At 64.3% G+C, this 22799-nt stretch carries 25 protein-coding genes and 1 pseudogene; 7 read left to right on the forward strand and 19 right to left on the reverse strand.

The genetic code is table 11. The annotated features are described in order from the left end of the window. Positions 1–4: 4 nt before the first annotated feature. Positions 5–820, forward strand: a complete 816-nt coding sequence (locus BIWAKO_RS08530) for a tetratricopeptide repeat protein (RefSeq protein WP_244523381.1) — start codon at positions 5–7, stop codon at positions 818–820. A gap of 139 nt (positions 821–959) precedes the next feature. On the opposite strand, the gene BIWAKO_RS08535 is transcribed toward BIWAKO_RS08530, so the two are convergent. From BIWAKO_RS08535 to BIWAKO_RS08575, 9 genes are all read right to left on the reverse strand, one after another. After that, complete coding sequence (locus tag BIWAKO_RS08535) at positions 960–1937, reverse strand: type II secretion system F family protein (protein WP_069878330.1); 978 nt, start codon at positions 1935–1937, stop codon at positions 960–962. 10 nt (positions 1938–1947) lie between these two features. After that, on the reverse strand, positions 1948–2925 hold the full coding sequence (locus BIWAKO_RS08540; protein ID WP_069878332.1) for a type II secretion system F family protein: 978 nt from the start codon (positions 2923–2925) through the stop codon (positions 1948–1950). 25 nt (positions 2926–2950) lie between these two features. Beyond that, positions 2951–4408, reverse strand: coding sequence for a CpaF family protein (locus BIWAKO_RS08545; RefSeq protein ID WP_069878334.1), 1458 nt, complete (start codon positions 4406–4408; stop codon positions 2951–2953). A 79-nt stretch (positions 4409–4487) separates the two neighbouring features. Next, positions 4488–5753 (reverse strand): CpaE/TadZ family protein, encoded by a 1266-nt coding sequence (locus tag BIWAKO_RS08550; RefSeq protein WP_069878336.1) that lies wholly within the window; start codon positions 5751–5753, stop codon positions 4488–4490. Then, positions 5753–6463, reverse strand: coding sequence for a CpaD family pilus assembly protein (locus BIWAKO_RS08555; RefSeq protein WP_141740026.1), 711 nt, complete (start codon positions 6461–6463; stop codon positions 5753–5755). Before BIWAKO_RS08555 ends, BIWAKO_RS08550 begins: the two co-directional genes overlap by 1 nt. Before the next feature lie 61 nt (positions 6464–6524). After that, positions 6525–7991 carry a type II and III secretion system protein family protein gene (locus BIWAKO_RS08560; RefSeq protein ID WP_069878339.1) on the reverse strand — a complete coding sequence of 489 codons (1467 nt, stop codon included), beginning with the start codon at positions 7989–7991 and terminating at the stop codon, positions 6525–6527. Beyond that, positions 7988–8773 carry a Flp pilus assembly protein CpaB gene (cpaB, locus tag BIWAKO_RS08565; RefSeq protein ID WP_069878340.1) on the reverse strand — a complete coding sequence of 262 codons (786 nt, stop codon included), beginning with the start codon at positions 8771–8773 and terminating at the stop codon, positions 7988–7990. The genes BIWAKO_RS08560 and cpaB overlap by 4 nt, the downstream gene beginning before the upstream one ends. Before the next feature lie 99 nt (positions 8774–8872). Further along, on the reverse strand, positions 8873–9385 hold the full coding sequence (locus BIWAKO_RS08570; protein WP_069878341.1) for an A24 family peptidase: 513 nt from the start codon (positions 9383–9385) through the stop codon (positions 8873–8875). A gap of 150 nt (positions 9386–9535) precedes the next feature. Beyond that, positions 9536–9721: a Flp family type IVb pilin gene (locus tag BIWAKO_RS08575; RefSeq protein ID WP_069878343.1), complete on the reverse strand. Its 186-nt coding sequence runs from the start codon at positions 9719–9721 to the stop codon at positions 9536–9538. A gap of 412 nt (positions 9722–10133) precedes the next feature. Here BIWAKO_RS08575 and BIWAKO_RS08580 point away from each other — a divergent pair, with 412 nt between their 5' ends. The 4 genes and pseudogenes from BIWAKO_RS08580 (at position 10134) to BIWAKO_RS08590 (ending at position 12085) form a co-directional block, all read left to right on the forward strand. Continuing rightward, entirely contained in the window at positions 10134–10631 is a 498-nt protein-coding gene (locus BIWAKO_RS08580) for a pilus assembly protein N-terminal domain-containing protein (RefSeq protein WP_084651225.1), read from the forward strand. 219 nt (positions 10632–10850) lie between these two features. Continuing rightward, positions 10851–11405, forward strand: coding sequence for a TadE/TadG family type IV pilus assembly protein (locus BIWAKO_RS08585; protein WP_069878345.1), 555 nt, complete (start codon positions 10851–10853; stop codon positions 11403–11405). 8 nt (positions 11406–11413) lie between these two features. Then, positions 11414–11587 (forward strand): annotated as a pseudogene (locus tag BIWAKO_RS37300) (TadE/TadG family type IV pilus assembly protein); the annotation flags it as partial. Between the two features lie 3 nt (positions 11588–11590). After that, positions 11591–12085: a hypothetical protein gene (locus BIWAKO_RS08590; RefSeq protein WP_244523382.1), complete on the forward strand. Its 495-nt coding sequence runs from the start codon at positions 11591–11593 to the stop codon at positions 12083–12085. Positions 12086–12179: 94 nt separating this feature from the next. Here the strand turns inward: BIWAKO_RS08590 and BIWAKO_RS08595 are convergent, their stop codons facing one another. The 8 genes from BIWAKO_RS08595 to BIWAKO_RS08630 all read right to left on the reverse strand — a co-directional run bounded on the left by BIWAKO_RS08595 (position 12180) and on the right by BIWAKO_RS08630 (position 19373). Beyond that, positions 12180–13679, reverse strand: coding sequence for a phosphomannomutase/phosphoglucomutase (locus BIWAKO_RS08595; RefSeq protein ID WP_069882286.1), 1500 nt, complete (start codon positions 13677–13679; stop codon positions 12180–12182). 145 nt (positions 13680–13824) lie between these two features. Further along, complete coding sequence (locus BIWAKO_RS08600) at positions 13825–14376, reverse strand: retropepsin-like aspartic protease family protein (RefSeq protein ID WP_069878349.1); 552 nt, start codon at positions 14374–14376, stop codon at positions 13825–13827. Positions 14377–14526: 150 nt separating this feature from the next. Next, positions 14527–15420, reverse strand: coding sequence for a ribokinase (locus tag BIWAKO_RS08605; protein ID WP_069878351.1), 894 nt, complete (start codon positions 15418–15420; stop codon positions 14527–14529). Beyond that, complete coding sequence (locus BIWAKO_RS08610; protein ID WP_176733285.1) at positions 15417–16313, reverse strand: 2-dehydro-3-deoxygalactonokinase; 897 nt, start codon at positions 16311–16313, stop codon at positions 15417–15419. The genes BIWAKO_RS08605 and BIWAKO_RS08610 overlap by 4 nt, the downstream gene beginning before the upstream one ends. A gap of 127 nt (positions 16314–16440) precedes the next feature. Next, entirely contained in the window at positions 16441–17019 is a 579-nt protein-coding gene (pcaG, locus tag BIWAKO_RS08615) for a protocatechuate 3,4-dioxygenase subunit alpha (RefSeq protein ID WP_141740028.1), read from the reverse strand. Then, on the reverse strand, positions 17012–17722 hold the full coding sequence (pcaH, locus tag BIWAKO_RS08620) for a protocatechuate 3,4-dioxygenase subunit beta (protein ID WP_069878356.1): 711 nt from the start codon (positions 17720–17722) through the stop codon (positions 17012–17014). Before pcaH ends, pcaG begins: the two co-directional genes overlap by 8 nt. Further along, the gene (locus BIWAKO_RS08625) at positions 17719–18504 is read right to left on the reverse strand and encodes a CoA-transferase subunit beta (protein ID WP_069878357.1); all 786 of its coding nucleotides are present in this window, start codon (positions 18502–18504) and stop codon (positions 17719–17721) included. Before BIWAKO_RS08625 ends, pcaH begins: the two co-directional genes overlap by 4 nt. 11 nt (positions 18505–18515) lie before the next feature. Then, positions 18516–19373, reverse strand: coding sequence for a CoA transferase subunit A (locus BIWAKO_RS08630; protein ID WP_069878358.1), 858 nt, complete (start codon positions 19371–19373; stop codon positions 18516–18518). Positions 19374–19485: 112 nt separating this feature from the next. Here BIWAKO_RS08630 and BIWAKO_RS08635 point away from each other — a divergent pair, with 112 nt between their 5' ends. Both BIWAKO_RS08635 and BIWAKO_RS08640 read left to right on the forward strand, forming a co-directional pair. Further along, positions 19486–20223: an IclR family transcriptional regulator domain-containing protein gene (locus tag BIWAKO_RS08635; protein ID WP_069878359.1), complete on the forward strand. Its 738-nt coding sequence runs from the start codon at positions 19486–19488 to the stop codon at positions 20221–20223. A gap of 10 nt (positions 20224–20233) precedes the next feature. Continuing rightward, on the forward strand, positions 20234–21124 hold the full coding sequence (locus tag BIWAKO_RS08640) for an aldose epimerase family protein (RefSeq protein WP_069878360.1): 891 nt from the start codon (positions 20234–20236) through the stop codon (positions 21122–21124). A gap of 5 nt (positions 21125–21129) precedes the next feature. Here BIWAKO_RS08640 and BIWAKO_RS08645 read toward each other — a convergent pair whose 3' ends face one another. Both BIWAKO_RS08645 and BIWAKO_RS08650 read right to left on the reverse strand, forming a co-directional pair. Further along, complete coding sequence (locus BIWAKO_RS08645; RefSeq protein WP_069878361.1) at positions 21130–21795, reverse strand: L,D-transpeptidase; 666 nt, start codon at positions 21793–21795, stop codon at positions 21130–21132. A gap of 156 nt (positions 21796–21951) precedes the next feature. Beyond that, positions 21952–22797, reverse strand: a complete 846-nt coding sequence (locus tag BIWAKO_RS08650) for an aldo/keto reductase (RefSeq protein WP_069878362.1) — start codon at positions 22795–22797, stop codon at positions 21952–21954. Positions 22798–22799: the final 2 nt, after the last annotated feature.

Below are 22799 nucleotides of genomic sequence, written 5' to 3' on the forward strand. Positions count from 1 at the left end.
GCTGTTGGCAGCCGTCTGCCTCGCCTCGCTCGCCCTGGCCGGCTGCCAAAGCCGCGGCGGGATCGGCGACATCACCGGCTCCATCGGGCGATCCGCCCCGACCCAGCCACGCGGACCCGCCGAATGGCGCGCCGAGGCCGACCAATGGGGCAAGCGCTACGACGCGAACCAGAAGGACCGGAACTCCGCCTTCTACTATGCCCGCGCGCTGCGGGCGCTCGACCAGAATGCCCAGGCCCTCGCCGTCCTGCAGAACGCGGTGCTCGTGCACAGCGAGGATCGCGAGATGCTCGGTGCCTATGGTCGTTCGCTGGCCGATAATGGCCGCTACAAGGAAGCGGACGAGGTGCTCTCGCGTGCCCATTCGCCGGAACGACCTGACTGGCGTGTCCTGTCGGCACAAGGCACCGTCGCCGACCAGCTCGGCGAGCATGCCCGCGCCCAGCAGATCTACGAAACCGCCCTCAAGCTCGCTCCCGGCGAGCCCACGGTGATGTCCAATCTCGGCCTGTCGCTCGCGCTGTCGAAGCGCCTGCCCGAGGCCGAGCGCGTGCTGCGCGAGGCTTCGAACTCCAACCGGGCCGACGCCCGCATCCGACAGAATCTCGTGTTGGTGCTCGGCCTGCAGGGCAGGTTTGGCGAAGCGGAAACGCTGGCACAGCAGGACCAGAGCCCGGCCGAAGCAGCCGCAACCATCGCCTATCTCAAGCGCAGCGTCAGCCAGCCCAATAGCTGGAACATGCTCAAGGGCAGCAACAAGGCAAAAACAGCAGCATCTGCCCAGCCTGAGCAAGCGGATCGATCAACCCCACAGGGTTAGGCACGCCGGCCGCTTCGGTGGGGCCTCCAACCACGAGCATATGAGCCGCCGGAGGCATCCGCAGCATCATCCGCGCGCGCCCTTTGCCCTTGCTCGGCGCCAATATGCGCGTGGCGGCTCGCCGGCCGAGCGGACGAAGCTATTTCAGCCTCATCACCTGAATGATCGCCGGCGTCATGATCACGACGAAGAGCACCGGCAGAAAGAACAGGATCATCGGCACCGTCAGCTTCGGCGGCAATGCCGCGGCCTTCTTCTCCGCCGCCATCATGCGTTGGTCGCGACTTTCCTGCGCCAATGTGCGCAGCGCAGTACCGAGCGGCGTGCCGTAGCGCTCGGCCTGAACCAGTGCAGTCGAGACCGACTTCACTCCCTCGAGCCCGGTGCGAGCGGCCAGGTTCTCATAGGCCTGGCGTCTTTCGGCGAGGTAGGAGAGTTCGGCCGTGCAGAGCGCGAACTCCTCGGCGAGGGGGACCGACTGACCGCCAATCTCGGTCGAGACCTTGCGGAAACCATGTTCGATCGACATGCCCGCCTCGACACAGATCAGCAACAAGTCGAGCGCATCGGGAAAGGCCTGCCGCATAGACGCCTGGCGCTTCGAGATCTGGTTCGACAGGAATATCTCCGGCGCCTTGATGCCCAGATAGGCGCCGCCGATCGCCATGCCGAACCGGATCAAGGGCGGCTGACCGAAATCCTTGATGAAGAAGACATAGAAGAGCGTGAACAGGAAGAGGCCGATCGGCGTCACCAGGCGGAAGAACAGGAAGCCGATCTCGGCCTGTGGCCCGCGATAACCCGCCATGGCGAGCTGCTTCTTCGCCGTTTCGGTGCCGAGCCAGTCACCCAGCTTGAACTGATCGACAATGCGCCGCATGAACGCCTTTGGTTCCTGGCGCAGCGAGACCTTGTCCTTCTGCCGGTTCAGGCGATCCCGCTCGCGCGCACGGATCTTGTCGCGCTCGATCGCAACATTCTTCATGCGCTTGTTGAGGTCGTTGCCCTCGACCAAGGGCATCGCCAGGGTCAGAACTGTCGCAGCGGCAGCGACGGCAGCAAGCAACGCAACCAGGAACTGGCTGTCGGCGAGCTTGTCGGCGATGAGGGCAATCATTCCCGCAGCCTCAAATGTCGAAATTGATCATCTTGCGCATCGTCATGATGCCGATCAGCATCCAGACTCCGCTGGCGACGAGCGCGACCTTGCCAATCTGCGTGAGCCAGAGAAGCTCGATATATCTCGGGCTGGTCACGTAGACGAGGGTCGCAACCACCGGGGGCAAGGCCCCGATGATCGCTGCCGAGGCCTTCGCTTCCATCGAAACCGCCTGGATCTTGTCGCGCATCTTGCGACGTTCGCGAATGACTTTCGACAAATTGCCGAGGGTCTCCGCGAGATTGCCGCCCGTCTTCTGCTGGATCGCCAGCACGATGCCGAAGAAATTGGCCTCGGCGCAGGGCATGCGCTCGAAGAGCTTGGCGGCAGCCTCGGTCAGCGGCAGCCCCAAGGTCTGGCTCTCGATGATCAGTCGAAATTCCGTCCGGACGGGCTCGACGGCTTCGGCAGCGATGATGCGCAGGCAGTCGTTGAGCGGCAGGCCAGACTTGACGCCGCGCACGATGATGTCGAGCGCGTTCGGAAATTCGTTGCCGAACTTCTTCAGCCGCTTCGCCCGGGTCCGCGACAGAAGCCAACGCGGCAGGCCGAAGCCGCCAATGAACAGACCGACCAGAAGGAGCAGGAGATTGGCTGTTGCCAGGAAGAACAGGAAGCCGACAATCACGCCAGAAATGGCGCTGATGATGTAAAACTTGCGGCGGTCCCAGCTCAGCCCCGCCTGGAGCAACAGGAGTTCGAGCGTGACCTTGTTGCGAGCGTTTTCCCGGGTTTCGATGTCTTTCAGGCTCTGGGCGATCTGGCCGCGCTTCTGCCGCGCCTGGACTTCGCGATCGACCGTCCGTACGGCGACCGGGGCTGCGAACTCCTTGCGGCGCTTCTCCACCCGGGTCTGCCCGCTCAGCGCCGGATAGAACAGCGCGTAGACCACACCGCCTGCCGCAAAGGTCGCCAATACGACAACCGCGATGACACTCAGGTCCATGGCTCAAGTCCGCCCATAGCCGCGCTCAAGCAGCATTGGCTTCATCCTGGACGGCGAGTTGATCGATCGCCGTGGCCAGCCGCTGCTCCTCACCGAAATAGCGGGCGCGCTCCCAGAAGCGCGGCCGGCCGATACCGGTCGAGCGGTGCCGCCCGATCAGCTTGCCCGCCGCATCCTCGCCGAGCACCTCATAGTTCATCAGGTCCTGGGTGATGATGACGTCGCCCTCCATCCCCATCACCTCGGTGATATGGGTGATCCGGCGCGAGCCGTCGCGCATGCGCTGGGCCTGAATGACGACATCGACGGAGGAGCAGATCATTTCCCGCAATGTCTTCGAAGGCAGGCTGAACCCACCCATGGTGATCATGGATTCGATGCGGCTCAGGCATTCGCGCGGCGTATTGGCATGGAGCGTCCCCATCGATCCGTCGTGGCCGGTGTTCATCGCCTGCAGCAGGTCGAACGCTTCCGGGCCGCGCACCTCACCGACGATGATCCGCTCGGGCCGCATGCGCAGGCAGTTCTTGACGAGGTCGCGCATGGTGACCGCGCCCGTACCCTCGAGATTGGGCGGGCGCGTCTCGAGGCGCACGACATGGGGCTGCTGGAGCTGCAGTTCGGCAGCGTCCTCGCAGGTGATGACCCGCTCGTCATGCTCGATATAGTTGGTCAGGCAGTTCAGCAGGGTCGTCTTGCCCGAGCCCGTACCGCCGGAAATAACGATATTGCAGCGGACCTTACCGATGATCTTGAGGATTTCGGCACCGGGTGGCGAGATCGCACCAAAACGGACGAGCTGATCCAGCGTCAGCTTGTCCTTCTTGAATTTGCGGATGGTGAGAGCCGGCCCGTCGATCGCCAGCGGCGGCGCGATGACATTGACGCGTGAACCGTCGGCAAGACGAGCGTCGCAGATCGGCGAGGATTCGTCGACGCGCCGGCCAACCTGGCTGACGATGCGCTGACAGATGTTCATCAGCTGCGCGTTGTCGCGAAAGCGAACATTGGTCAGCTGGATCTTGCCGCCGGTCTCGATGAAGGTGCGCGAGGCTCCGTTGACCATGATGTCGGCGATATCGTCCCGCGCCAGCAGCGGCTCCAGGGGCCCGTAGCCGAGCACGTCGTTGCAGATATCGTCGAGCAGTTCCTCCTGCTCGGCGATGGAAAGCACGACGTTCTTGAGCGAAATGATCTCGTTGATGATGTCGCGGATTTCCTCCCGCGCCGATTCACCATCGAGCTTCGCGAGCTGAGAGAGGTCGATCGCCTCGATCAGCGCCCCGAAGATCATGCTCTTCATCTGGTAGTAATCGTCGGACTTCGGCGTTTCGACCGGAGCGACGGGCGCTGCCGACACCTGACGACGCATGTCGGGAGGCGGCGCAGACGATTCAAGCGGGCGCGCAGCCGAAGCCGGGCCCGAGACCTTCGCATTCAGCGGCTGCGTCGTCGCAGCGTTCGAGGATCGCTTTCCGAACATGTCACCCCTCCTTCACGCTACGGCACGGCCGGCGGGCCGATCGGAGCGAGCAGGCAACAGCGCACAAAACCGTCACGGCTCAGGCCTTGCGACGCTTGAGCTTGGCGACCAGCGGTTCCAGCAGGCTGCGCTTTCCGCGCCTGGCCTCACCGCGGCCGGTCAGGGTGCTTGCAACATGAATGAAGGCCTCGTTGATCTTGCCGCCCGCCTGGACTTCCGCAACCATCTGCCCGTTATTCGCAGCCGTGCCGAAGACCTGCGCGTCGAAGGGAATCGCGACGAGCACCTCGACGCCCAAGGCCTTGGCAAATTCTCCCGCGTCGATCTCGGGCCGCTTGGGCAAGCCGACCTGATTGAGCACCAGACGTGGCGGCGAATCATTCGGTCGGCTGGCCCGCGCCAGATCGATCAGGTTCTTGGCGTTCCGCAGCGAGGCAAGTTCGGGGCCGGCAACAATCACGACCTCGTCTGCACCGATCAGACAGCGCCTGACCCAGCCGCTCCAGAGATGCGGCACATCGAGAACCACGCAGGGCACGCTGGCGCGCAAGAGATCGAAGAGTTGCTCGAACGCTTCCTCCTGCAGGTCGAGTGTCCGATCCAGCATCGCCGGCGCCGCCAGCAAGGCGAGATTGTCGCTGCAACGCGAGAGCAGGCGATCCAGCATATTGGCATCAAGCCGCTCCGGTGCGAACACCGCCTCCGCGATGCCCTGCGGCGGATCCTGATTGAAGTCGAGCCCCGCCGTGCCGAAGGCGATGTCGAGATCGACGATCACGGTCGATAAATCGAGATTGCGCGCCATCGCCCAGGCGACGTTATGGGCCACCGTCGAAGCGCCGACCCCGCCCTTGGCGCCCATGACGGCGACGATGCGCCCGAGATTGCGAGCGCCCGGCGCGACATAGAGCTCAGACAGGGTGCGCAGGATGTCGAGCGGCTCAAGGGGGGCAATCAGGTAATCGCTGACGCCTCGGCGGATCAGATCGCGGTAGAGCTGGACGTCATTGACATGCCCGATGACGACGACCTTTGTGCCGGCGTCACAGCTCTGCGCCAACGCATCGAGATGGCCGACAAGCGTGGCACCGTCGGACACCGTTTCGAGCACGATGACATTGGGCGTGGGTGCGCTGCGGAACGCCTCGACTGCGGCCGCGGGTCCCCCCATCTGGACGCGCGAATGGGTCTTCTCCATGCGCCGGTCAGTGGTTGCCGTCTGCATGGCAGCAGCGATGGCGGGCGTTTCGCAAAAGGCCTGCAGCGTGATGCGCGGCAGCGGCGCGATGACCTCGTCGCCGGCACTGCTCGCCGCGTGGGCTTCGAAATTCTGCGCCGGATCCATCAGTGGCCTCCGACCGACTGGTTGATCTGCGGCGTTTCCTGCCGGTACAGGGTCGAGGGGTCCTTGCCCTCACGCAGCTTGCCGATCGCGTTCATGCGCTTGACGATATCGGCGCGGCCCTCGGTCCGGCCACGGACGAGGTCGATCGGATCGGCCACCTGCGCGGCCAATGTCGCCTGGCTGGAACAGCCGAAATTCCAGAGCGGTTCGTTGGCCATGTCCAGTTTCCAGTCGGAGACGCCCGCGTCCTGCGTCCATTGTCCGCAGGAATGCGGCAGGCCCGCCTGCAGCGAGGCGAATGTCAGGCGAATAGGCGAGGCGAGATTCGGGTCCGCGATGGGATAGGTCCTGACCGAGAGCGATCCGGGCGGCACCCCGCCCTGCGCCAGGGCTCTGCGGATCGCTTCGAGCGTGCCATGGGTTGCCATCTCCCGGCCGGCACCGGTTGGCACCTGTGCTACGAGCCCGCCACGTCCACTGCGCCGGTAGTCCGCGGCGAAACTGGCGACATCCTCGGCCTGGCGACGATCGAGACCCGCACCGGCCCGCACGATGAAGACATCTAGCGAACGTGGCGCGTCACGCAGCACAATCGGGTGCCGCTCGCGCAGATCGCTGGCGCTGATCGACCCCGTCGTGTCGGTCTTCGACGCGCAGGCTCCAAGAGCAACGCCGGCGGCCAGAACGGCGGCCAGAGGCCAATGGCTCATCCGCAGCTGTCCTCGATCTGTCATGGCCCGAGCCACCCCTTGCGCGTTCATGAGAGCCCCCTTAGTCGGCAATGAAGCCGACCCGGCCCCTGTAGGCCTGAGGCAACGGCCCGCTATTGGTGCCATAGATCTTGTTCAGGCGGCCGAGCAGCACGGCCTGCGCATCATGGGCATCGACGAAGCCGTCATCCGGGCGTTGGATCTGGTTCGGCTCCATCGGCTTGGCGATGTAGGGCGTCACCGTGATCATCAGTTCGGTCTCCTCGCGCTGATAGTCGCGCGAGCGGAAGAGCACGCCGATTACCGGCAGGTTCATCAGCCCCGGGAAGCCGTTGATCGACTGTTTCGAGACGCGCTGGATCAGCCCGGCCGTCGCCAGGGTCCCGCCCGATGGCAGTTCGACCGTGGTGTCGGACTTGCGCACGCGGAAGGCGGGGGCATTTACCGATTCCCGGGTATTGGTGCCCCGCGATACATTGCTCGTATTGCTGAGCCGGAGCTGGTTCTCGAAATCGAGTTCCGTGACTTCGGTGGCAATGCGCATGCTGATCTTGTTGTCGGACAGGACAATCGGGGTAAAGTTCAAGGAAACGCCGACCGGCTTATAGACGATGCCGAGCGTGCAGATGCCCGACGAGTCGCAGGAATAGCCGTTGGGCACAGGGACATCGCCGCCGGCCGTGAACTTGGCGCTCTCCCCCGAGATCGCAGTGACCATCGGTTCCGCCAGAACGCGGGCGAGGCCTGCGCGCTCCAGCGCACGCAAGGTGAAATTGGTCGAGTTCCCGATCCCGGCTCCGATCGCCGTCGCAGCCAGGGACTGCGGTTGCAACGGAAGCGGGTTCTCGATCGACGGCGTGATCGAGAAATTGCCGAGCTTCCACTCGCCGGACGAGTTGATGCCGAGCTGCTTGATCGCCTTGCGCGAAACCTCGGAGATCACGACCTTGACCATCACCTGGTCGCGATCGCGGATCGTCAACGAGTTGATCACGGCGCCCTTGGACGAGGAGAAGATGCCGGAGGCGGTCCCGACGAAGGCATTCGCGATGTCGACCGCCTGGGTCGCTTCCGACGCATTGGCGACATTGCCGAGCAGGAGGATGGAATTGCCTGCTGGCTTGACCTCGATCTGGGCTCTGGGCATCGCCGCACGCAGCGTCTGGCGCAGCACGTTGAGATCCCGCCCGACTTCGATCTCGAGCGCGGAAATCTGACGGCCTTCGGAGTCGATCACGAACATCGAGGTCGAACCATCGGCGATGCCGATGATGAAGAGCTTGCGCGCCGAGCGGACGACCGCGTTGGCCACTTTGGGGTTGGCGACGAAGACTTCCTTGGCGTCGCGCGGCAATTCCACGATCAGTGAACGACCGATCGAGAGCGTGAGCTTGCGGGCAATGGCATGCTCGCTGGAGCCGACATTCAGAACCGGGGCAGGCCCCGTCGACTGAGCCATGGCCGGCAGGCCGAGCAGGAGTGCCAGAACCGGCGCCGCGACGGAACGAAGAATGCGCCTTGGGATCATGGCTTCACGCTTTTGCTGGTGACGCCGTAGCGCACGAGGGTCAGGCCGCCTTCGGTGTCGGGGCGCCCGGCGTCGCCGGCATCCTTGAGGCTGCGCAAGGCGAGCGAAAGCGTGCCGTTGCGTTGCGCCTGAGCGACGATCTCAACTTGACGGGGCTCGAGTTCGAGCGTCGCCGTCTCGCCGATGACGACCTTCTCGCCATTGCGTTCCTGAATATTCTGACCGATCGCCAGCACCCGGACATTGGTCAGGATCGTTTCGCTGATGAAGCTCTCGCCGCCGCTATTCGCGTTGCCGCCGCCTCCCTCCTGGTGAGTCCGGATGACATCCACACGGTCGTTCGGCAGGATGAAGCCACCGGCCGTATTGGCGCCGCGGCTATCGGTAGCGATCGCTGTTGCCCTCTTGCCGGCCGGCAGAACCGCCGAGAGGAATCCGGTACCGTCCGTCTTGATCAGCTTCTCGCGACGGATCGGTTCTCCACCAGACACCGCGAAACGCGCCAGCTGCCCGGCCAATTCGGTTTCGGCCTCAGGCGCCTCGCTCTTGCGGATGACCCCGGCCGGAACACTGTCAGCCGGCCAGTCGATCCAGCGCATGTCGCTGGCAGCGAGCGTATTGCCGACCGGAATATCGGCAGCTGCGACCAGGACCGGAACCGTCGGCGCCGGCTCATAGCGTGTCACCGGTGCCGGTGTCGCCTTGGGACGTTGGATCAGCAATGCTGCGCCAAGCCCCGCAACAAGCGCGACAACCAGGATGATGATACGGGCTGGACTCATGAACGCCGATCCTCGGCCAAGCTGCGTTGGCTCTCGAAGAGGATCGTGACCCGGGATTCGTCAAATTATGGTTAACCCGGCGTAACTTTCATCAACCGCCTAGAGACCGATGGCAGCGCGCCAGATCGCCGTGTCCGGCAGGACGAAGAGAGCCGAGCAGGCAAGGGCGATCCCATAGGGCACCCCCTGGTTCGCGGCATGAAGCCGGCGCAGCCAAAGCCAGTTCTGCCCCAGTGCCGGCAAGGGGGCAGTGCGCAGCTTCATCACGATCAGGGTCAGTACCGCGCCGAACATCGCAGCCACAACCAGATAGGGCATTAGGTGCCCAAAGCCGAACCAGAGCGCCGTGGCGGCAGCCAGCTTGGCGTCCCCGCCGCCGATCCAGCCCGCGGCGAACAGACCGAAACAAACAGCAAGGACCAGGCCACCAGCAGCGAAATGCCAGGCGATCTGAACCCAGGGCAGGCCGATGATGAGAGCGCTGGGCACGAAAAGCACGACGAGACCGAGGCAGAGCCTGTTCGAGATCGTCATCGAAAACAGATCGCTCGCCGCAGCATAGGTCATCGCTGCGGGAAAGAGGACAAGGAGGAACAGCAGTGGAAGCGACATCGAAAAGGCTCCGGGCAATGCAGCTTCACGAACAATGCGCCAGCATCGCATCCAACTCTGTAGAAACAGTATCTGGTCGGCCAGGCGAGAACCGGGACGCAAAACGCCCCGGACCAGCCGGGGCGTTCGCTGCTTCGAGCAGAGGATGGCTTAGGCCGCGGGCTTAGCGACCTTGGTCAGCTCGCCGGAAATGCGCTTGAACAGATCGCTGAGGTCGGTGCCGAGCGTCGTGACGGTGCCGATGATGACGACGGCGATCAGGCCAGCGATCAGGCCGTATTCGATGGCGGTCGCGCCGGACTCGTCCTTGGCAAAGCGAGCGAACAGATTCTTCATGACGGAACTCCTATTGCACCACGGTTTGACTGCTGCCTTCGCTCTGAACGGCTTCGGTCAGCGACAAGACAGACACTACCCAGAAGCCGTTGCGTTTCGGTTAAACGAAACAAAGAACTCGACGTCGATATCAGACATTTACCGGATGGTTAACGCCATATTTATTGAATTCACCACCCATAATCATGATGAACATCAATTAGTATTTGAATTTAATTACGACTATACGTGTCATCGCGATTGAATTTGGCCATTCTAGCAATGTTTATCTCGCGGGAGAGCGTGACCTTAAGCGATGCTCCATTTCTCATTTTAGAAATTGCCTGCTCAATAAACATGTTCGCGGGGGGCATTAGGATTCGATTCATCATTTTCGGCTTTACTCCAGACGTTGGAAACCTAGGGCGCCACCATGTCGACTGTCCTCAGCTGTGCCCTGCGCCTCAGAGTGCTGGCCATGGCCGCGTCCGGCGCGATCCTTCTGGGAAGCGCGCCCGTAGCGCGATCGGCGCCGGAACCAGTCCGGCCCGACACGGTCGCCGTCATCGTCGATCACGCCAAGCTCGTCAGACTGCCGGAAAAGGCCCAGACCGTGATCGTCGGCAATCCGGCGATCGCCGATGTCTCCGTGCAAAGGAACGGAGTGATGGTGGTGACCGGCAAGAGTTTTGGCGTCACCAATCTGATCGCGCTCGATGCCAGTGGCAGCCTATTGGCGGAATCGCTCGTGCGCGTCAGCGCGGCCGCGGATTCCATTCTCACGGTCCAGCGCGGCATGGAGCGGGAGAGCTATTCCTGCACCCCGACCTGCCAACCGACCGTGCAGCTCGGGGACGCAACCAAATATTTCGGCGATGTCGGCGGGCAGACGACAAGACGCAACGCTCTCGCCAGCGGCAGCGACAAATAGGCTTCGTAACGCTCAAGGTGAAGGTTTCGCTAACGCCAGTGCGGCTTCGGCGAACCATGCCCTAACAAGTCGGCAATGCTTTGCGGCTAGGGTGCCTCCACTGAAGAGCGGAGATCCCTCGCGGCCTCTGCATCCGGATGGTTGGCTTAACTGGTCATGGTCACATCTCCTTCTCGAACGAACGGACGTGTCGCGCGACGCCTCCTCAGGACCCCGTGGTTGGGATCCAACGGCTTTTGCAGGAACCAACGCGGCGCGACCGCCGTCGAGTTCGGGCTCGTCGCGTTTCCGTTCCTCCTGCTCGTGTTCACGATCATCGAAACCGGGCTGATGCTGTGGACCTACCAGGTGCTCGACGACGCCGTGAAGCAGGCGTCGCGGACGCTCCTGACCGGGGAATCGGTCGCAATCTACAGCACCCCCTCGAACCCCCTTCCGCACGATGCCAAGACATCCACTGAGGCATTCAGGCGCGAGGTCTGCGCGCAGGCTCCGGCGCTCGTCGATTGCGAGAAGCTGCGCGTCGACGTGCGCGGCTACGTATCACCAGCGGCGGCTCAAACCGATCTTGCCAAGCTCAACCCGTTCAGCGGGAACACACTGAACACCAGTAATTTCAGCTACAACCAACCCGGAAAAGGCGAGATCGTCGTCGTGCGGGCGACATTGCGTTATTCGCTCTACCTGACCGGCTGGACTAACACCCTGGCCAATATCGATGGCGGTGAGCGCGGGCTCATGGCTGTCGCGACGTTCCGAAGCGAACCTCCATGAGAACGACCATGAGGCAGTTCTTCTCGATCCGCCGCAACAGGGCCGCGCTGCGCCGCCTCAGGTGTCACCTGCAGAGGGACGCAAACGGCGTAGCCGCTGTCGAGTTCGCTCTGATCCTGCCTGTGATGCTCTTGCTATATTATGGCATTGCCGAGATCGGGCAGGCGGCCATGGCCGATCGCCGAGTGACCCAGCTCAACCGGGCCCTCGTCGATCTTGCCGCGCAGGGCAACCTCCCGCCGGATAGCGCCGCCGCGTCGGGAAGCGCCCCGCGGGGAACCGCATTGTCTGACGCCGATGTCGATACGATCTTCCTCGTCGGGCAAATGATCATGGCCCCCTTCACCACGACGCCAAGGATGATGTTCGCCAGCGTCACCGTGGACGATAAGGGGGTGGCAAAGGTCTGCTGGAGCGCGCAGAGAAACACGACCGCCCCGCCAACAAACGTCATATTGCCGGCTGGGCTGCTCCTTCCCAAAACGTCCGTGATCATGGCCGAAGCCAGCCACGTCTACGAACCCTTCCTCGGCAAACTGGTATTCAAAGACGCCCTCACCCTGGGCGGCGACAGGATCTACATGCGCCCACGCATGGCTGCGAAGGCAGGCGCGCTCAGTATCGAGCAGGTCGCGCGAATCCAGGGAACTGGCAGCGCCGCCAAGACCATCGTCTGCTGAGCTGTTGCGTGCGCCTCGCCGCCGAGAATCCTGGCGGCGAGAGGAGTGTCCCGATGCGAGATCGCTCGCGCCGGGACATATCTGCTCACCAGCCTCAGATCGTCTGATTATAGGCACCCACTTCGGGGTTTTCGCGCAGAACGCCGTCGATGGCGGCAAACATCTCGCGCATGCGCGCGTCCGAAACCGGGCTTTCGCAGACCACGACAAGCTCCGGCTTGTTTGAGGAGGCGCGGACCAGCCCCCAGGTGCCATCCTCGTTGACGACGCGGACGCCGTTGACGGTGATCACGTCGCGGATCTTCTGACCGGCGATGGTTTCGCCCTTGGCTTGCATGGCCTCGATGCGCTTCGTCACGCGATCGCTGACCTCGTACTTGATCTCATCGGCGCATTTGGCGGCCATGGTCGGCGTGCCCCAAGTCTTGGGAACCGCGGCATAGAGTTCCGCCATCGACTTGCCCGGATTGCGATCGAGCATGTCGATGACCGCGAGCGCCGTGACCACACCATCGTCATAGCCGCGCCCAACCGGTGCGTTGAAGAAGAAATGGCCCGACTTCTCGAAGCCCGCCAGCGCGTTGAGGTCGCGGACGCGGCGCTTGATGTAGGAATGGCCGGTCTTCCAGTAATCGGTCTTCACGCCGAGCTTCTGCAGCTCGGGGTCGGTGATGAAGAGCCCGGTCGATTTCACGTCGACGACGAACTGCGCGCCGGGATGCAACCTACCCAGGTCGCGCGCCAGCATCACGCCGATCTTGTCGGCGAAGATCTCCTCGCCGTGATTGTCGACCACGCCACAGCGGTCGCCGTCGCCATCGAAGCCGAGTGCTACGTCAGCGCCGTACTGCTTCACGGCATCCGCCATGGCATGCAGCATCTTCATGTCTTCGGGATTGGGATTGTAACGCGGGAAGGAGTGGTCAAGCTCCGCATCCATCGGGATGACCTCGCAGCCGATCGCCTCCAGGATCTGCGGAGCGAAGGCGCCGGCCGTGCCGTTGCCGCAAGCCGCGATGACCTTGAGCTTGCGCGTGATCTTGGGCCGGTTGGTCAGGTCCTTGATGTAGACGGCCGGGAAATCCGGAACGAAGACATAGGAGCCGCCGCCCGACAGCTCGAAATCGGCCGCGAGCACGATGTCGCGGAGCTGGCCCATTTCGTCGGGGCCGAAGGTGACGGGGCGCTGCGCGCCCATTTTCACACCGGTCCAGCCATTGTCGTTATGCGAGGCGGTGACCATCGCAACGCAGGGAACGTCGAGCGCGAACTGGGCGAAATAGGCCATCGGCGACATCGCGAGGCCGATATCATGGACCTTGCAGCCCGCCGCCATCAGGCCGGTGACCAGCGCCATCTTGATCGACGACGAGTAGCCACGGAAATCATGGCCGGTGACGATCTCGGGCTTGATGCCCATGCGCTTGATCAGCGTGCCGAGGCCCATGCCGACGGCCTGCACGCCCATCAGGTTCAGTTCCTTGCCGAAGAACCAGCGCGCATCATATTCGCGGAACCCCGTCGGCTTCACCATCGGCAGGGATTCATACTCGAAGGTATTCGGGAACAGCTCAGGCAGCGGCTTCGGGAACATCAAGGCATCCATTGCAAGGGAACATGCAGGGCGAACGAAGCATCAAGCCACATGAATGCAGCCTGACCGTGACACGGCAGCGACGCCGTCTTGACGGACAATTGGCATAGCGGATCGCGGCCGATTAGGAAACGCCGGAGACCGCCTAACCGCGCAGGATCATGCGACCGGTCTGGACCTCGTAGCCCTTGAGCTTGCTCAGAAAAGAGGTTCCAAGCAGGCTGACGGACAGCGCCCCGGCGGGCAGCACCATGGCCTCGACATTGCGCACGATGATAGCGCCGAGCCTGACCTCGCGCAGATTCACCCGGGCGCCTCGCACGACACCATTGGCCGTGCGCAGCGTGACCTTGTAGTCGGATGATGCGGGGCGGATGCCGAGCCCCAGGGCATCGCTCTCCGTTAATGCAATAAAGCTCGCACCGGTATCGACCAGCATCCTGACGCGGTAATTGTCGATGGTCGGATGGACCATGTAGTGACCACGAGAATCGGCCGCCACGGTGACGGTCGGAGGCTCGCTCGATCGGGCCATTGGAGGCGGCGGCGAGGCTAGTCGCGCATCGGACGTGACAGCCGCCACGCCGGGCGCGTCATCGCCCTCGACATAGCCGGCCAGACGCGTGCCGTATGACATCGCGCCGTAACCGACGATGAAGGCTACTCCGAGCGCCCAGACGATGGGCCGTTGCGCCATCTGCTTTCAGTCTCCGCCATGCTCCCGGGATGCTGCTCCCAGGACACTGCCGAAGAATGAATGGGAACGGGCGGATTGGCGGGTTCGGCCAAGCTCCGAACCGATGAATCCAAATAGACTTAACGTATCGTCATCCAGATTGACGACATCTCAGAGGAAGCCGGCACCGGCCAGTGCCTCGATCTCCGGCCGGCGTGGCACGCTTGGTTGCGCACCGGACACCGTGCAGGCGAGCGAGCCAGCTGCGAGCCCGCGCTGGAGCGCGCCTGAAAAACCATAACCGGCATCGAGCGCCGCCGCGAAGGCCCCGACGAAGCTGTCTCCGGCCGCGACCGTGTCGACAACCTTGACCTTCGGTGCGTCGAGGCGGCGGCGAACGCCGCCATGCCAGCCGACGACGCCCTCGCCGCCGAGCGTGACGACGCAGGCAATGCCGCGCTCGGCATCGACGCGTTGCGCAAAGGCGTCGGGATCCCGCTCGGCCCAGCCCCAGGCGCTGGCAAGCACCAGCGCCTCGTGCTCGTTGACGATCAGCATGTCCAGGCAGTCGAGCAATTCGGGAGCAGGCGAGCCGGCTGGTGCGAGGTTCAGGATGACGCGCCCGCCCGCCTGCTTCGCCAGCCGGGCCGCCGCGATGCACTCCGTCTCCGGAACCTCGCGCTGCAGTTGACCCAGCGGCAGGTCGCGCAAGCCATCCGCGCGGGCCTGGGCATTCGCGCCGGCCGCCACCACAATCTGATTGGAACCGGCTGCATCGACCGCGATGAAGGCAGCGCCAGTCGGCGCCTCGACCCGCTCGACCAGCGTGAGATCGACTCCGTCGGCCGCCAGCAGGGACAGGGCGATCTCGGCAAAGGCGTCACGCCCGACAGCGCCGGCGAGCACGACCTTGGCGCCCGCCCGGCGGGCGGCAAGCGCCTGGTTGGCCCCCTTGCCGCCGGGATGCAGCGCATAGCCCGGTCCGATCACCGTCTCGCCGGCTCCCGGCAGGCGCTCGACGGGCGTGACCAGATCGACATTCAGCGACCCGAAGACGGTGATCACGCCACCAGCCTCGCAGCCAGACGCTTCACACCCGCGACAAACGCGTCTTCCGGTGTCGTGATCTGGAAGGGCAGGCCCGCCGTCTCGAACGCCGCTCCATAGCTCGCCGCCAGCGCTCCATCGGCCACCAGATGGACCGTGGCGGGGCGTCCGAACAACGCCTGCACGCCGGCAATTTCCTGACCGACCAGCAACGCCGAGAGATAGGGCCCGACCGCGCCGCCGCCCATTCGCCCCGCCAGCACCTCGGTACGCGCCGCAAAGGCTGCGTTGAGCAGCCCGGCAGGGCGCGCTGCTGCAGCAAAGCCGCGTGCGGCGCCGGTGCTTGCGTCGTCTCCGGAGGGCTCTTCCGCGAGGCGCGCCAGAATCGAATGCTGACGCAGCAGGCCGTAGATCTCGCCGGTCATGAAGCTGGCAAAGCGCGTGATCCGGCCAGCCCGCACTTCAACCCATTTCGAATGAGTGCCGGGCAGGCAGGCAATACCCTCGTTGAGCCCGAGTCCGACGATCAGCGTTTCCTCGCCACGCATGACATCGAAGGCACCATCGTCCCAGGACAGGCCGGGCAGCACGGTTGCCCGTGTTCCGTCCTCCAGCGTCACCGCGATACCGGCATCTGCCAGCGCTTCGATTGAGGCCGGGCACGCGACGTAAGGCGCCTCGACCCAGCCATTGCGGCTGCCAACCATCCCGGCGAGCACGATCGCGGCATCCGGCCGCCTGCGGAGGAAATCACCGGCGATCGCCTCGAAAGCGGCCGGGAAACCTCCGGCCGGCACGGATTGGATGCCCTGATCCGCAATCCGTCGGTCCATCACGCGGCCGTCCTCGCCAATGAGGAAGGCGCGGGCACGGGTGGTGCCCCAGTCGAGCGCGATCAAGGGTTTCGGCATGGCGGGCTCCGGCACGGCATCGGTCATGGCCCTGCCTTGCCGCATCAGGCGCGGGCGAAGCAAAGCGCTGACCCGACTATCTCCTTGGCCCGCAAGCCGGGGTCAAGCCTGCACATGCCGCACGGGCTCAGACGTCGAAGAACACCGTCTCGCCTTCGCCCTGCAGCCGGATGTCGAAATGGAAGACGCCGTCCGGGCCACGTTGCGCGATCAGCGTTTCACGCCGCTCATGCGGGACCAGCGCGAGCACTGCATCGGACGCATTGGCAGGGTCGTCCGAGAAATAGATGCGGGTCACCAGCCGGAGCAGGAGCCCGCGCGCGAAGACCGAGACGGCGAGATGCGGCGCCTGTCTCGTACCGGTTAGCCCCTCCACCGCGCCCGGCCGCACCGTCTCGAAGTGGAAAAAGCCTTCCGGCGACGTTTCCGCCCGGCCGAAACCTGTGAAGCCGGCATTGCCCCCGGCATTGTGATGCCCATCCGCATCGGCCTGCCAGACCTCGATCATGGCGTCCGGCACCGGCTCGCCATCGCCATCGAGGACATGGCCGCGAATGGTGATGCGCTCGCCCGAGACGCCATCGGTCGCGATCCGCTCATTGGCCAGCTCCGAACCGCCATAGGCACGGGGCGTCAGCGCGTAAGCGTAGAAGGGGCCGACCGTCTGCGAGGGGGTGAGGCCCAGGGCGGCCTTGCGCTCAGTCATCATGCGGCTCCTCGAGCGGCGTCGCGTCGCGACCGCGCAGAACGATGTCGAACTGGTATCCGAGCGCCCATTCCGGTTCGGTCGTGTCGATGTCGAAGCGCGAGATCAGGCGCTCCCGTGCCTTCGCGTCCGGGATCGACTGGAAGATCGGGTCGTAGGCGAAAAGCGGATCGCCCGGGAAATACATCTGGGTGATCACGCGTGAGAGGAAGCTCGGCCCAAACAGCGAGAAATGGATATGCGCCGGGCGCCAGGCATTGTGATGGTTGCGCCAGGGATAGGCGCCGGGCTTGATGGTGACGAAGCGATAGCGCCCCTCCGCATCGGTCATGGCGCGGCCGGCCCCCGTGAAGTTCGGGTCGAGCGGCGCGGGATGCTGATCGCGCAGATGAACGTAGCGCCCGGCCGCGTTGGCTTGCCAGATCTCGACCAGGGTATGCGGCACCGGCCTGCCATCCTCGTCAAGCACCCGGCCCGTCACGATGATCCGCTCGCCGAGCGGCTCACCCTCATGCTGCAGGGTCAGGTCTGAATCGCCGGCTTGCACGGCGCTATGGCCGAACGCCGGACCGCTGATCTCCGACAGCGTATGCGGCAGCAGGATCAGGGGCTGCGAGGGCGCGCGCTTCAGCGTGCTCGTATAGGCCGGCGACGCGTTGAGCGGATGGGCCTTCAGGCCATCGCGTGGATAGATCAGGCTCATGCCGCTACTCCATGCGCTCGCTTGGTCCGGGCGTGCAGATCGCGCAGGATCTCGATCTCCTGCGCGGTCGGCGCCGGAGTTTCGACGAGTTCGCCAGCGAAACGCAAGGTCCAGCCGCAACCGGCCTGAACCTGATCCCGCGTCACGCCGGGATGCAGCGCAGTCACAGTCAGCTCGGCGGTCTCGGCATCGGGTTCCATGACGCAAAGATCGGTGATCACCTTGGTCGGCCCCATGGTCTTGAGGCCGAGCCGTGCCCGGTCGCCATTGCCCTTGCCGTGGCCGAAGGATGTGATGAAGGGCAGCGTCTCGACGAAGGCCCGCGAGCCCATGGCCATCGTGATGAAGATCTCGCCACAATTGCTGGCGATCTCCGGCGCGCCGCCGCCGCCGGGAAGCCTCACCTTGGGCGCGGCATAGTCCCCGACGACGGTGGTGTTCAGATTGGCAAAGCGATCGATCTGCGCGCCGCCCAGGAAGCCAATGGTGATCCGGCCGCCCTGCAGCCAGTAGCGAAACATCTCGGGCACGCCGACCGTGGTCAGCGCGGTATCACAGAGCTCCCCGTCGCCGATCGAGAGCGGCAGCACGGAGGGGCGGGTCGAGAGCGTACCGGATTCGTAGATCAGCGTGATCTTCGGGGCATGCGTCAGGCGCGCCAGGTTGCAGGCGGCCGAGGGCGCGCCGATGCCGACGAAGCAGACGTCGTCATTGGTCAGCAGGCGGGCGGCCGCGATGCTCATCATCTCGGTGGGCGTGTGGCTGATGGGAGTATGACTCATGGCACTGATCCTCACGCGGCCTGCCGAGCAAGGCCGGCATGGTGGGCAAACACCTCCGGCCCCTGCTCCAGGACATTTGCCTTCATCCAAGCCATGAATGTGTCACGCTCCCGGGAGATCTTGTCCCAGGCAATGTAGAAATCATTGGCGCGCTTGTAATAACCCTGGGCGTAGGACGGGTAGGCGCCGCCCGGCACCTTGGCGATGGCGGTCACCACCCAGGACGGCAGGATAACGGCATTGGCATTGCGTGGGCCAAAGTCCTCGACGATCTCCTCGACGGTGACCAGCGAACGCCTGGCCGCCAGCACGACCTCCTTCTGCACGCCGACGATGCCCTCGAGCAGGACATTGCCCTCGCGGTCCGCCTTCAGCGCATGAATGACAGCTGCGTCGGGCCGAATGGCGGGAACCGTCGCCAGGACTTCCCCGGTATAGGGGCAGGTAACGGATTTGATCCGGGGATTGACCTTGGGCAGGTCGACGCCCTTGTAGCCGCGAAACACTGCGAAGGGCAGGTTGGCGGCGCCGGCCTCATAGGCATTGGCCATGGCGGCGTGGCTGTGCTCTTCAAGCTCAAGCTTATGCGGCCAGCCATTCTCGACCGCATCGCGCAGACGATGCAGCGAGCCGACGCCAGGGTTGCCGCCCCAGGAGAAGACCAGCTTTTCGGCGCAGCCCATCCCGATCATCTGATCGTAGATCAGGTCGGGCGTCATGCGGATCAGCGTCAGTCGCTTGCGGCCCTGACGGATCACCTCATGCCCGGCAGCATGCGGGATGAGATGAGTGAAGCCTTCCATCGCGACGGAGCAGCCGTCACGCACCACCGCCTCGATTCCCTCGGCGAGGGAGACGAACTCAGCCACCTTGACATCTCCTCATTTTGTGCGTTAATCGCACATCGTTTTGATTTTCGAACAATACCCATTGCGTCAACAGGGGTCAAGATTGGACACGGCAGCGTCGGATCGCGACCATATGGCCGCCTTGGAAAAGGGGCTGGCCGTGATCGAATGCTTCGACGCGGCGCATGAGAAGCTCACCATCGCAGACGTGGCGCGCGCCACCGAATTGTCCCGCGCGGCGGCCCGGCGCTGCCTTCTCACCCTCACAAGGATCGGCTACGCCGAATTCGACGGCAAGTTCTTCCGGCTGACGCCGCGCGTGCTCAGGCTCGGCCATGCCTGGCTGGCCTCCAGCGCCCTGCCCCAGCTCGTCCAGCCCTTCCTGGAGCGGTTGTCCGAGGAAACCCATGAATCCTCCTCGGCTTCACTGCTTGACGGGCACGAGATCGTCTATATCGCGCGTTCGGCGCAGAGGCGGATCATGTCCGTCGGCCTTTCCGTCGGCTCGCGTCTGCCCGCCTTCTGCACCTCGATGGGGCGCGTCCTGCTCGCAGCGCTGCCACCGGACGAGGCCCGCGAACGGATTCTGTCCGGCCGGCCGCGAGCCCTGACGTCCCATACCGTGACAGAACCCGATCGGATCATGACCGCCTTGGCGGCGGCCCGCGAACAGGGTTACAGCGTGGTCGATCAGGAACTGGAACTTGGCCTGATATCCATGGCACTCCCCCTCGCCAATGCGCGTGGCGAGACCGTTGCCGCCTTCAATATTTCCGGGCAGGTACAGCGAACCTCAGCCGAAGAGATGGTGGCGCAGTTCCTGCCGCGCATGCGCTCGATGCAGGCGATGCTGCGCCCGCTGATCAAGTAAGGACATCACGATGATTGCCCTGCAGTCCGGACCTCTCTCCGCCGCGATCGCGCCCGAGATCGGTGCGATGGTGACCGCGCTCGAATGGCGCGCGCCTGACGGGCAATTGCATTCGCTCCTGCGGGCGCCGGCGGGGGCGGTTCCCTCCATCGCGGCCCCCAATCGCTTCGGCAGCTGGGCCATGCTGCCCTTTGCCAACCGCGCCTTCGATTGTGTCATCGATGATGGCGAGCAGCGCTTTCGGGTGCCCGCGAACGATCCTGCGGGAACCGGCAGCATTCATGGCTTCGGCTGGCAGTCGGCCTGGGAGATTCTGCGGTATGACCACGGCCATACCGTCCTGGAACATCGGCGCAGCGCGGGTGAAGACCCGTATCGCTACCGCGCGCGACAGGAGATCAGCCTCGACGATTCCGGTATGACCATCGCCCTTGCGATCATCAACGAGGCGGACGTGGCCCTACCCTTTGGCTTCGGACTGCATCCCTGGTTCCCCGCGGCGGCAGATACGCGGCTCAGGATGCGCTCCGAAGGCGCGCTGATCCTCGGCAACGGCTTCCGCGCAACCGGCGCGCAAGCGCTCGAAGCCGGCGGCCCCTATGCGGCCAGCCCCCTCTTTGCAACCGAGACGGAAACGGCCTGGAGCTTCCTCGGCTGGGATGGCACAGCGCGCATCGACACGCCTTCGCGCGGCGTCGCGATCACCGTCACGGCAAGCGAAACGCTGCGCTGCCCGGTCGTATGGGCGCCTGCCGGTGCCGACTTCCTCTGCGTCGAGCCGCAAAGCCACGCCATCGGTTCGCCGAGCGAGGCTGCAGCACGTGCGTCCTCCCCCCTAACCCGGCTTCAACCGGGCGAGACGCTCAGCGGCTGGATGCGGATCGCGGCGGAGGCGATCTGAAGTCCCTATCTCCAGGTCGGCCCGGCCCGGTAGGGCTGGTAGCCATAGGCGTTGGGCGGCAGCGTCGGCCGCATGAAGAGCTGATCACGCGCCGCGTCCCAGTTCGGCGCGCCACGCTGATGCGCGATCGCAGCCGCACGCTGCTTGGATTTCGACTGCGCGAGGGCGACCTTGCTCTTTTGAGGCGCCTTCGCGAGCTTGCTCTTGGCACCGCCTGCCCTGGCAAATTGCGACAACCCGTCCGAGCTGGCTCCATTCAGCGCAATGCGCGTCTGGCCGGCACCGTGCTTCTTGACCAACGCAAACAGCTTGGCAGCATGGGCTGGATGCAGCCGAATGCAGCCATGCGATGCCGGCCGACCGAGAGCACCTACCGCTGTCGTGCCGTGGATGGCATAGCCACCGCGGAAGAACACGGAATAGGGCATCGCTCCGCCATATTTGCGCGAGTACCAACTCCGCTCCAGCCGCGTCGGGCTATAGACGCCGTTGGGCGAGCGGAATCCCTTGCGGCCGGACGAGATCGCCCAATTGTAGATCTCCCCGTCAGTCGTCGTCACCTGCATGCGCTGGGCAGCCAGGTCGACGCGGACCTGAACGCCGGCCTGGGCTGAAGCCAAGCCGGCAAGCGAAAGAAACAATACGGCGAGGACGCCGAGAACGCGACGCATCACACCACTCCTGAAGACGCAACCGTTGCAAGAATTCGGCATTGTCGGATGCAATGCTCCGCCGCCTTTACTCTAGGAAACGCCCTTCAGCCCCCAGTTGTAAAGCAGAAAGCCGCAACTTGGTTTCCGCGCCGCCGGTTTGACCTGCAGGCGCCGCTACAACATCGGCAGGGAACGGGGCTTGGGCCCGCGTGGAAAAGCAGCGTCGATCCGCGCCACATCGCTGTCGCTCAGGCGCAGCCTCAGCGCACCGGCATTGTCCTCGACATGCTGGGCCTTGGCCGCCTTCGGGATCGCGAATACCGGGGATTGGAGGGTCAGGAAGGCAAGCGCGACCTGACGCGGTGTTGCTCCATGCGCGATCGCGACATCGGCGAGCACGCGGCCTCCGGCACTTGCCGCTAAGGGAAAATCATCCTGACCAAATGGGCTGTAGGCGGTCACCGCAACGCCGTGGCGCTCGCACCACGGGATGACCATGTGCTCGATGGCACGTTCGCCGAGATGATAGAGCACCTGGTTGCAGGCGATGATGCCCTCACCCGCAATCGCCAACGCCTCGTCGAGATCATCGACGTCGAAATTACTGACGCCCCAGGACAGAAGCTTGCCCTCGCGCTTCAGGTCCTCGAAGGCTGCGAGAGTTTCCTCCAGCGCGTATGAGCCGCGCCAATGCAGCAGGAAGCAATCGAGCCTGTCGGTCCGCAGCCGCCTCAGCGATTCCTCGCAAGCCCTGCGCGTACCCGCACGAGAGGCGTTTGACGGTAGCACCTTGGAAACGAGGAAGACCTCGTCTCGCCGCCCGGCGATGGCTTCTCCGACAATCTCCTCCGAGCGGCCGGAACCATACATCTCTGCCGTGTCGAGATGGCGCAGGCCAAGGTCGAGCCCGCGCCGCAAAGCCGCCACCGCGCCGGCCCGGTCAGAGAGTTCGATGTTCCAGGAGCCCTGGCCTATGACGGGGACCGACGGGCCATTGGCTCCGAATTGCCGGGCCTGCATCG

This window comes from Bosea sp. BIWAKO-01, from assembly GCF_001748145.1.
Taxonomy (GTDB): Bacteria; Pseudomonadota; Alphaproteobacteria; order Rhizobiales; family Beijerinckiaceae; genus Allobosea.

What these genes read in the sequence shown, in the direction of transcription:
- BIWAKO_RS08535 (WP_069878330.1), bottom strand. Translation starts at nt 1,937, where the DNA reads ATGATTGCCCTCATCGCCGACAAGCTCGCCGACAGCCAGTTCCTGGTT.
- BIWAKO_RS08540 (WP_069878332.1), bottom strand. Translation starts at nt 2,925, where the DNA reads ATGGACCTGAGTGTCATCGCGGTTGTCGTATTGGCGACCTTTGCGGCA.
- BIWAKO_RS08545 (WP_069878334.1), bottom strand. Translation starts at nt 4,408, where the DNA reads ATGTTCGGAAAGCGATCCTCGAACGCTGCGACGACGCAGCCGCTGAAT.
- BIWAKO_RS08550 (WP_069878336.1), bottom strand. Translation starts at nt 5,753, where the DNA reads ATGGATCCGGCGCAGAATTTCGAAGCCCACGCGGCGAGCAGTGCCGGC.
- BIWAKO_RS08555 (WP_141740026.1), bottom strand. Translation starts at nt 6,463, where the DNA reads ATGAGCCATTGGCCTCTGGCCGCCGTTCTGGCCGCCGGCGTTGCTCTT.
- BIWAKO_RS08560 (WP_069878339.1), bottom strand. Translation starts at nt 7,991, where the DNA reads ATGATCCCAAGGCGCATTCTTCGTTCCGTCGCGGCGCCGGTTCTGGCA.
- cpaB (WP_069878340.1), bottom strand. Translation starts at nt 8,773, where the DNA reads ATGAGTCCAGCCCGTATCATCATCCTGGTTGTCGCGCTTGTTGCGGGG.
- BIWAKO_RS08570 (WP_069878341.1), bottom strand. Translation starts at nt 9,385, where the DNA reads ATGTCGCTTCCACTGCTGTTCCTCCTTGTCCTCTTTCCCGCAGCGATG.
- BIWAKO_RS08575 (WP_069878343.1), bottom strand. Translation starts at nt 9,721, where the DNA reads ATGAAGAATCTGTTCGCTCGCTTTGCCAAGGACGAGTCCGGCGCGACC.
- BIWAKO_RS08580 (WP_084651225.1), top strand. Translation starts at nt 10,134, where the DNA reads ATGTCGACTGTCCTCAGCTGTGCCCTGCGCCTCAGAGTGCTGGCCATG.
- BIWAKO_RS08595 (WP_069882286.1), bottom strand. Translation starts at nt 13,679, where the DNA reads ATGTTCCCGAAGCCGCTGCCTGAGCTGTTCCCGAATACCTTCGAGTAT.
- BIWAKO_RS08600 (WP_069878349.1), bottom strand. Translation starts at nt 14,376, where the DNA reads ATGGCGCAACGGCCCATCGTCTGGGCGCTCGGAGTAGCCTTCATCGTC.
- BIWAKO_RS08610 (WP_176733285.1), bottom strand. Translation starts at nt 16,313, where the DNA reads ATGCCGAAACCCTTGATCGCGCTCGACTGGGGCACCACCCGTGCCCGC.
- pcaG (WP_141740028.1), bottom strand. Translation starts at nt 17,019, where the DNA reads ATGACTGAGCGCAAGGCCGCCCTGGGCCTCACCCCCTCGCAGACGGTC.
- pcaH (WP_069878356.1), bottom strand. Translation starts at nt 17,722, where the DNA reads ATGAGCCTGATCTATCCACGCGATGGCCTGAAGGCCCATCCGCTCAAC.
- BIWAKO_RS08625 (WP_069878357.1), bottom strand. Translation starts at nt 18,504, where the DNA reads ATGAGTCATACTCCCATCAGCCACACGCCCACCGAGATGATGAGCATC.
- BIWAKO_RS08635 (WP_069878359.1), top strand. Translation starts at nt 19,486, where the DNA reads ATGGCCGCCTTGGAAAAGGGGCTGGCCGTGATCGAATGCTTCGACGCG.
- BIWAKO_RS08640 (WP_069878360.1), top strand. Translation starts at nt 20,234, where the DNA reads ATGATTGCCCTGCAGTCCGGACCTCTCTCCGCCGCGATCGCGCCCGAG.
- BIWAKO_RS08645 (WP_069878361.1), bottom strand. Translation starts at nt 21,795, where the DNA reads ATGCGTCGCGTTCTCGGCGTCCTCGCCGTATTGTTTCTTTCGCTTGCC.
- BIWAKO_RS08650 (WP_069878362.1), bottom strand. Translation starts at nt 22,797, where the DNA reads ATGCAGGCCCGGCAATTCGGAGCCAATGGCCCGTCGGTCCCCGTCATA.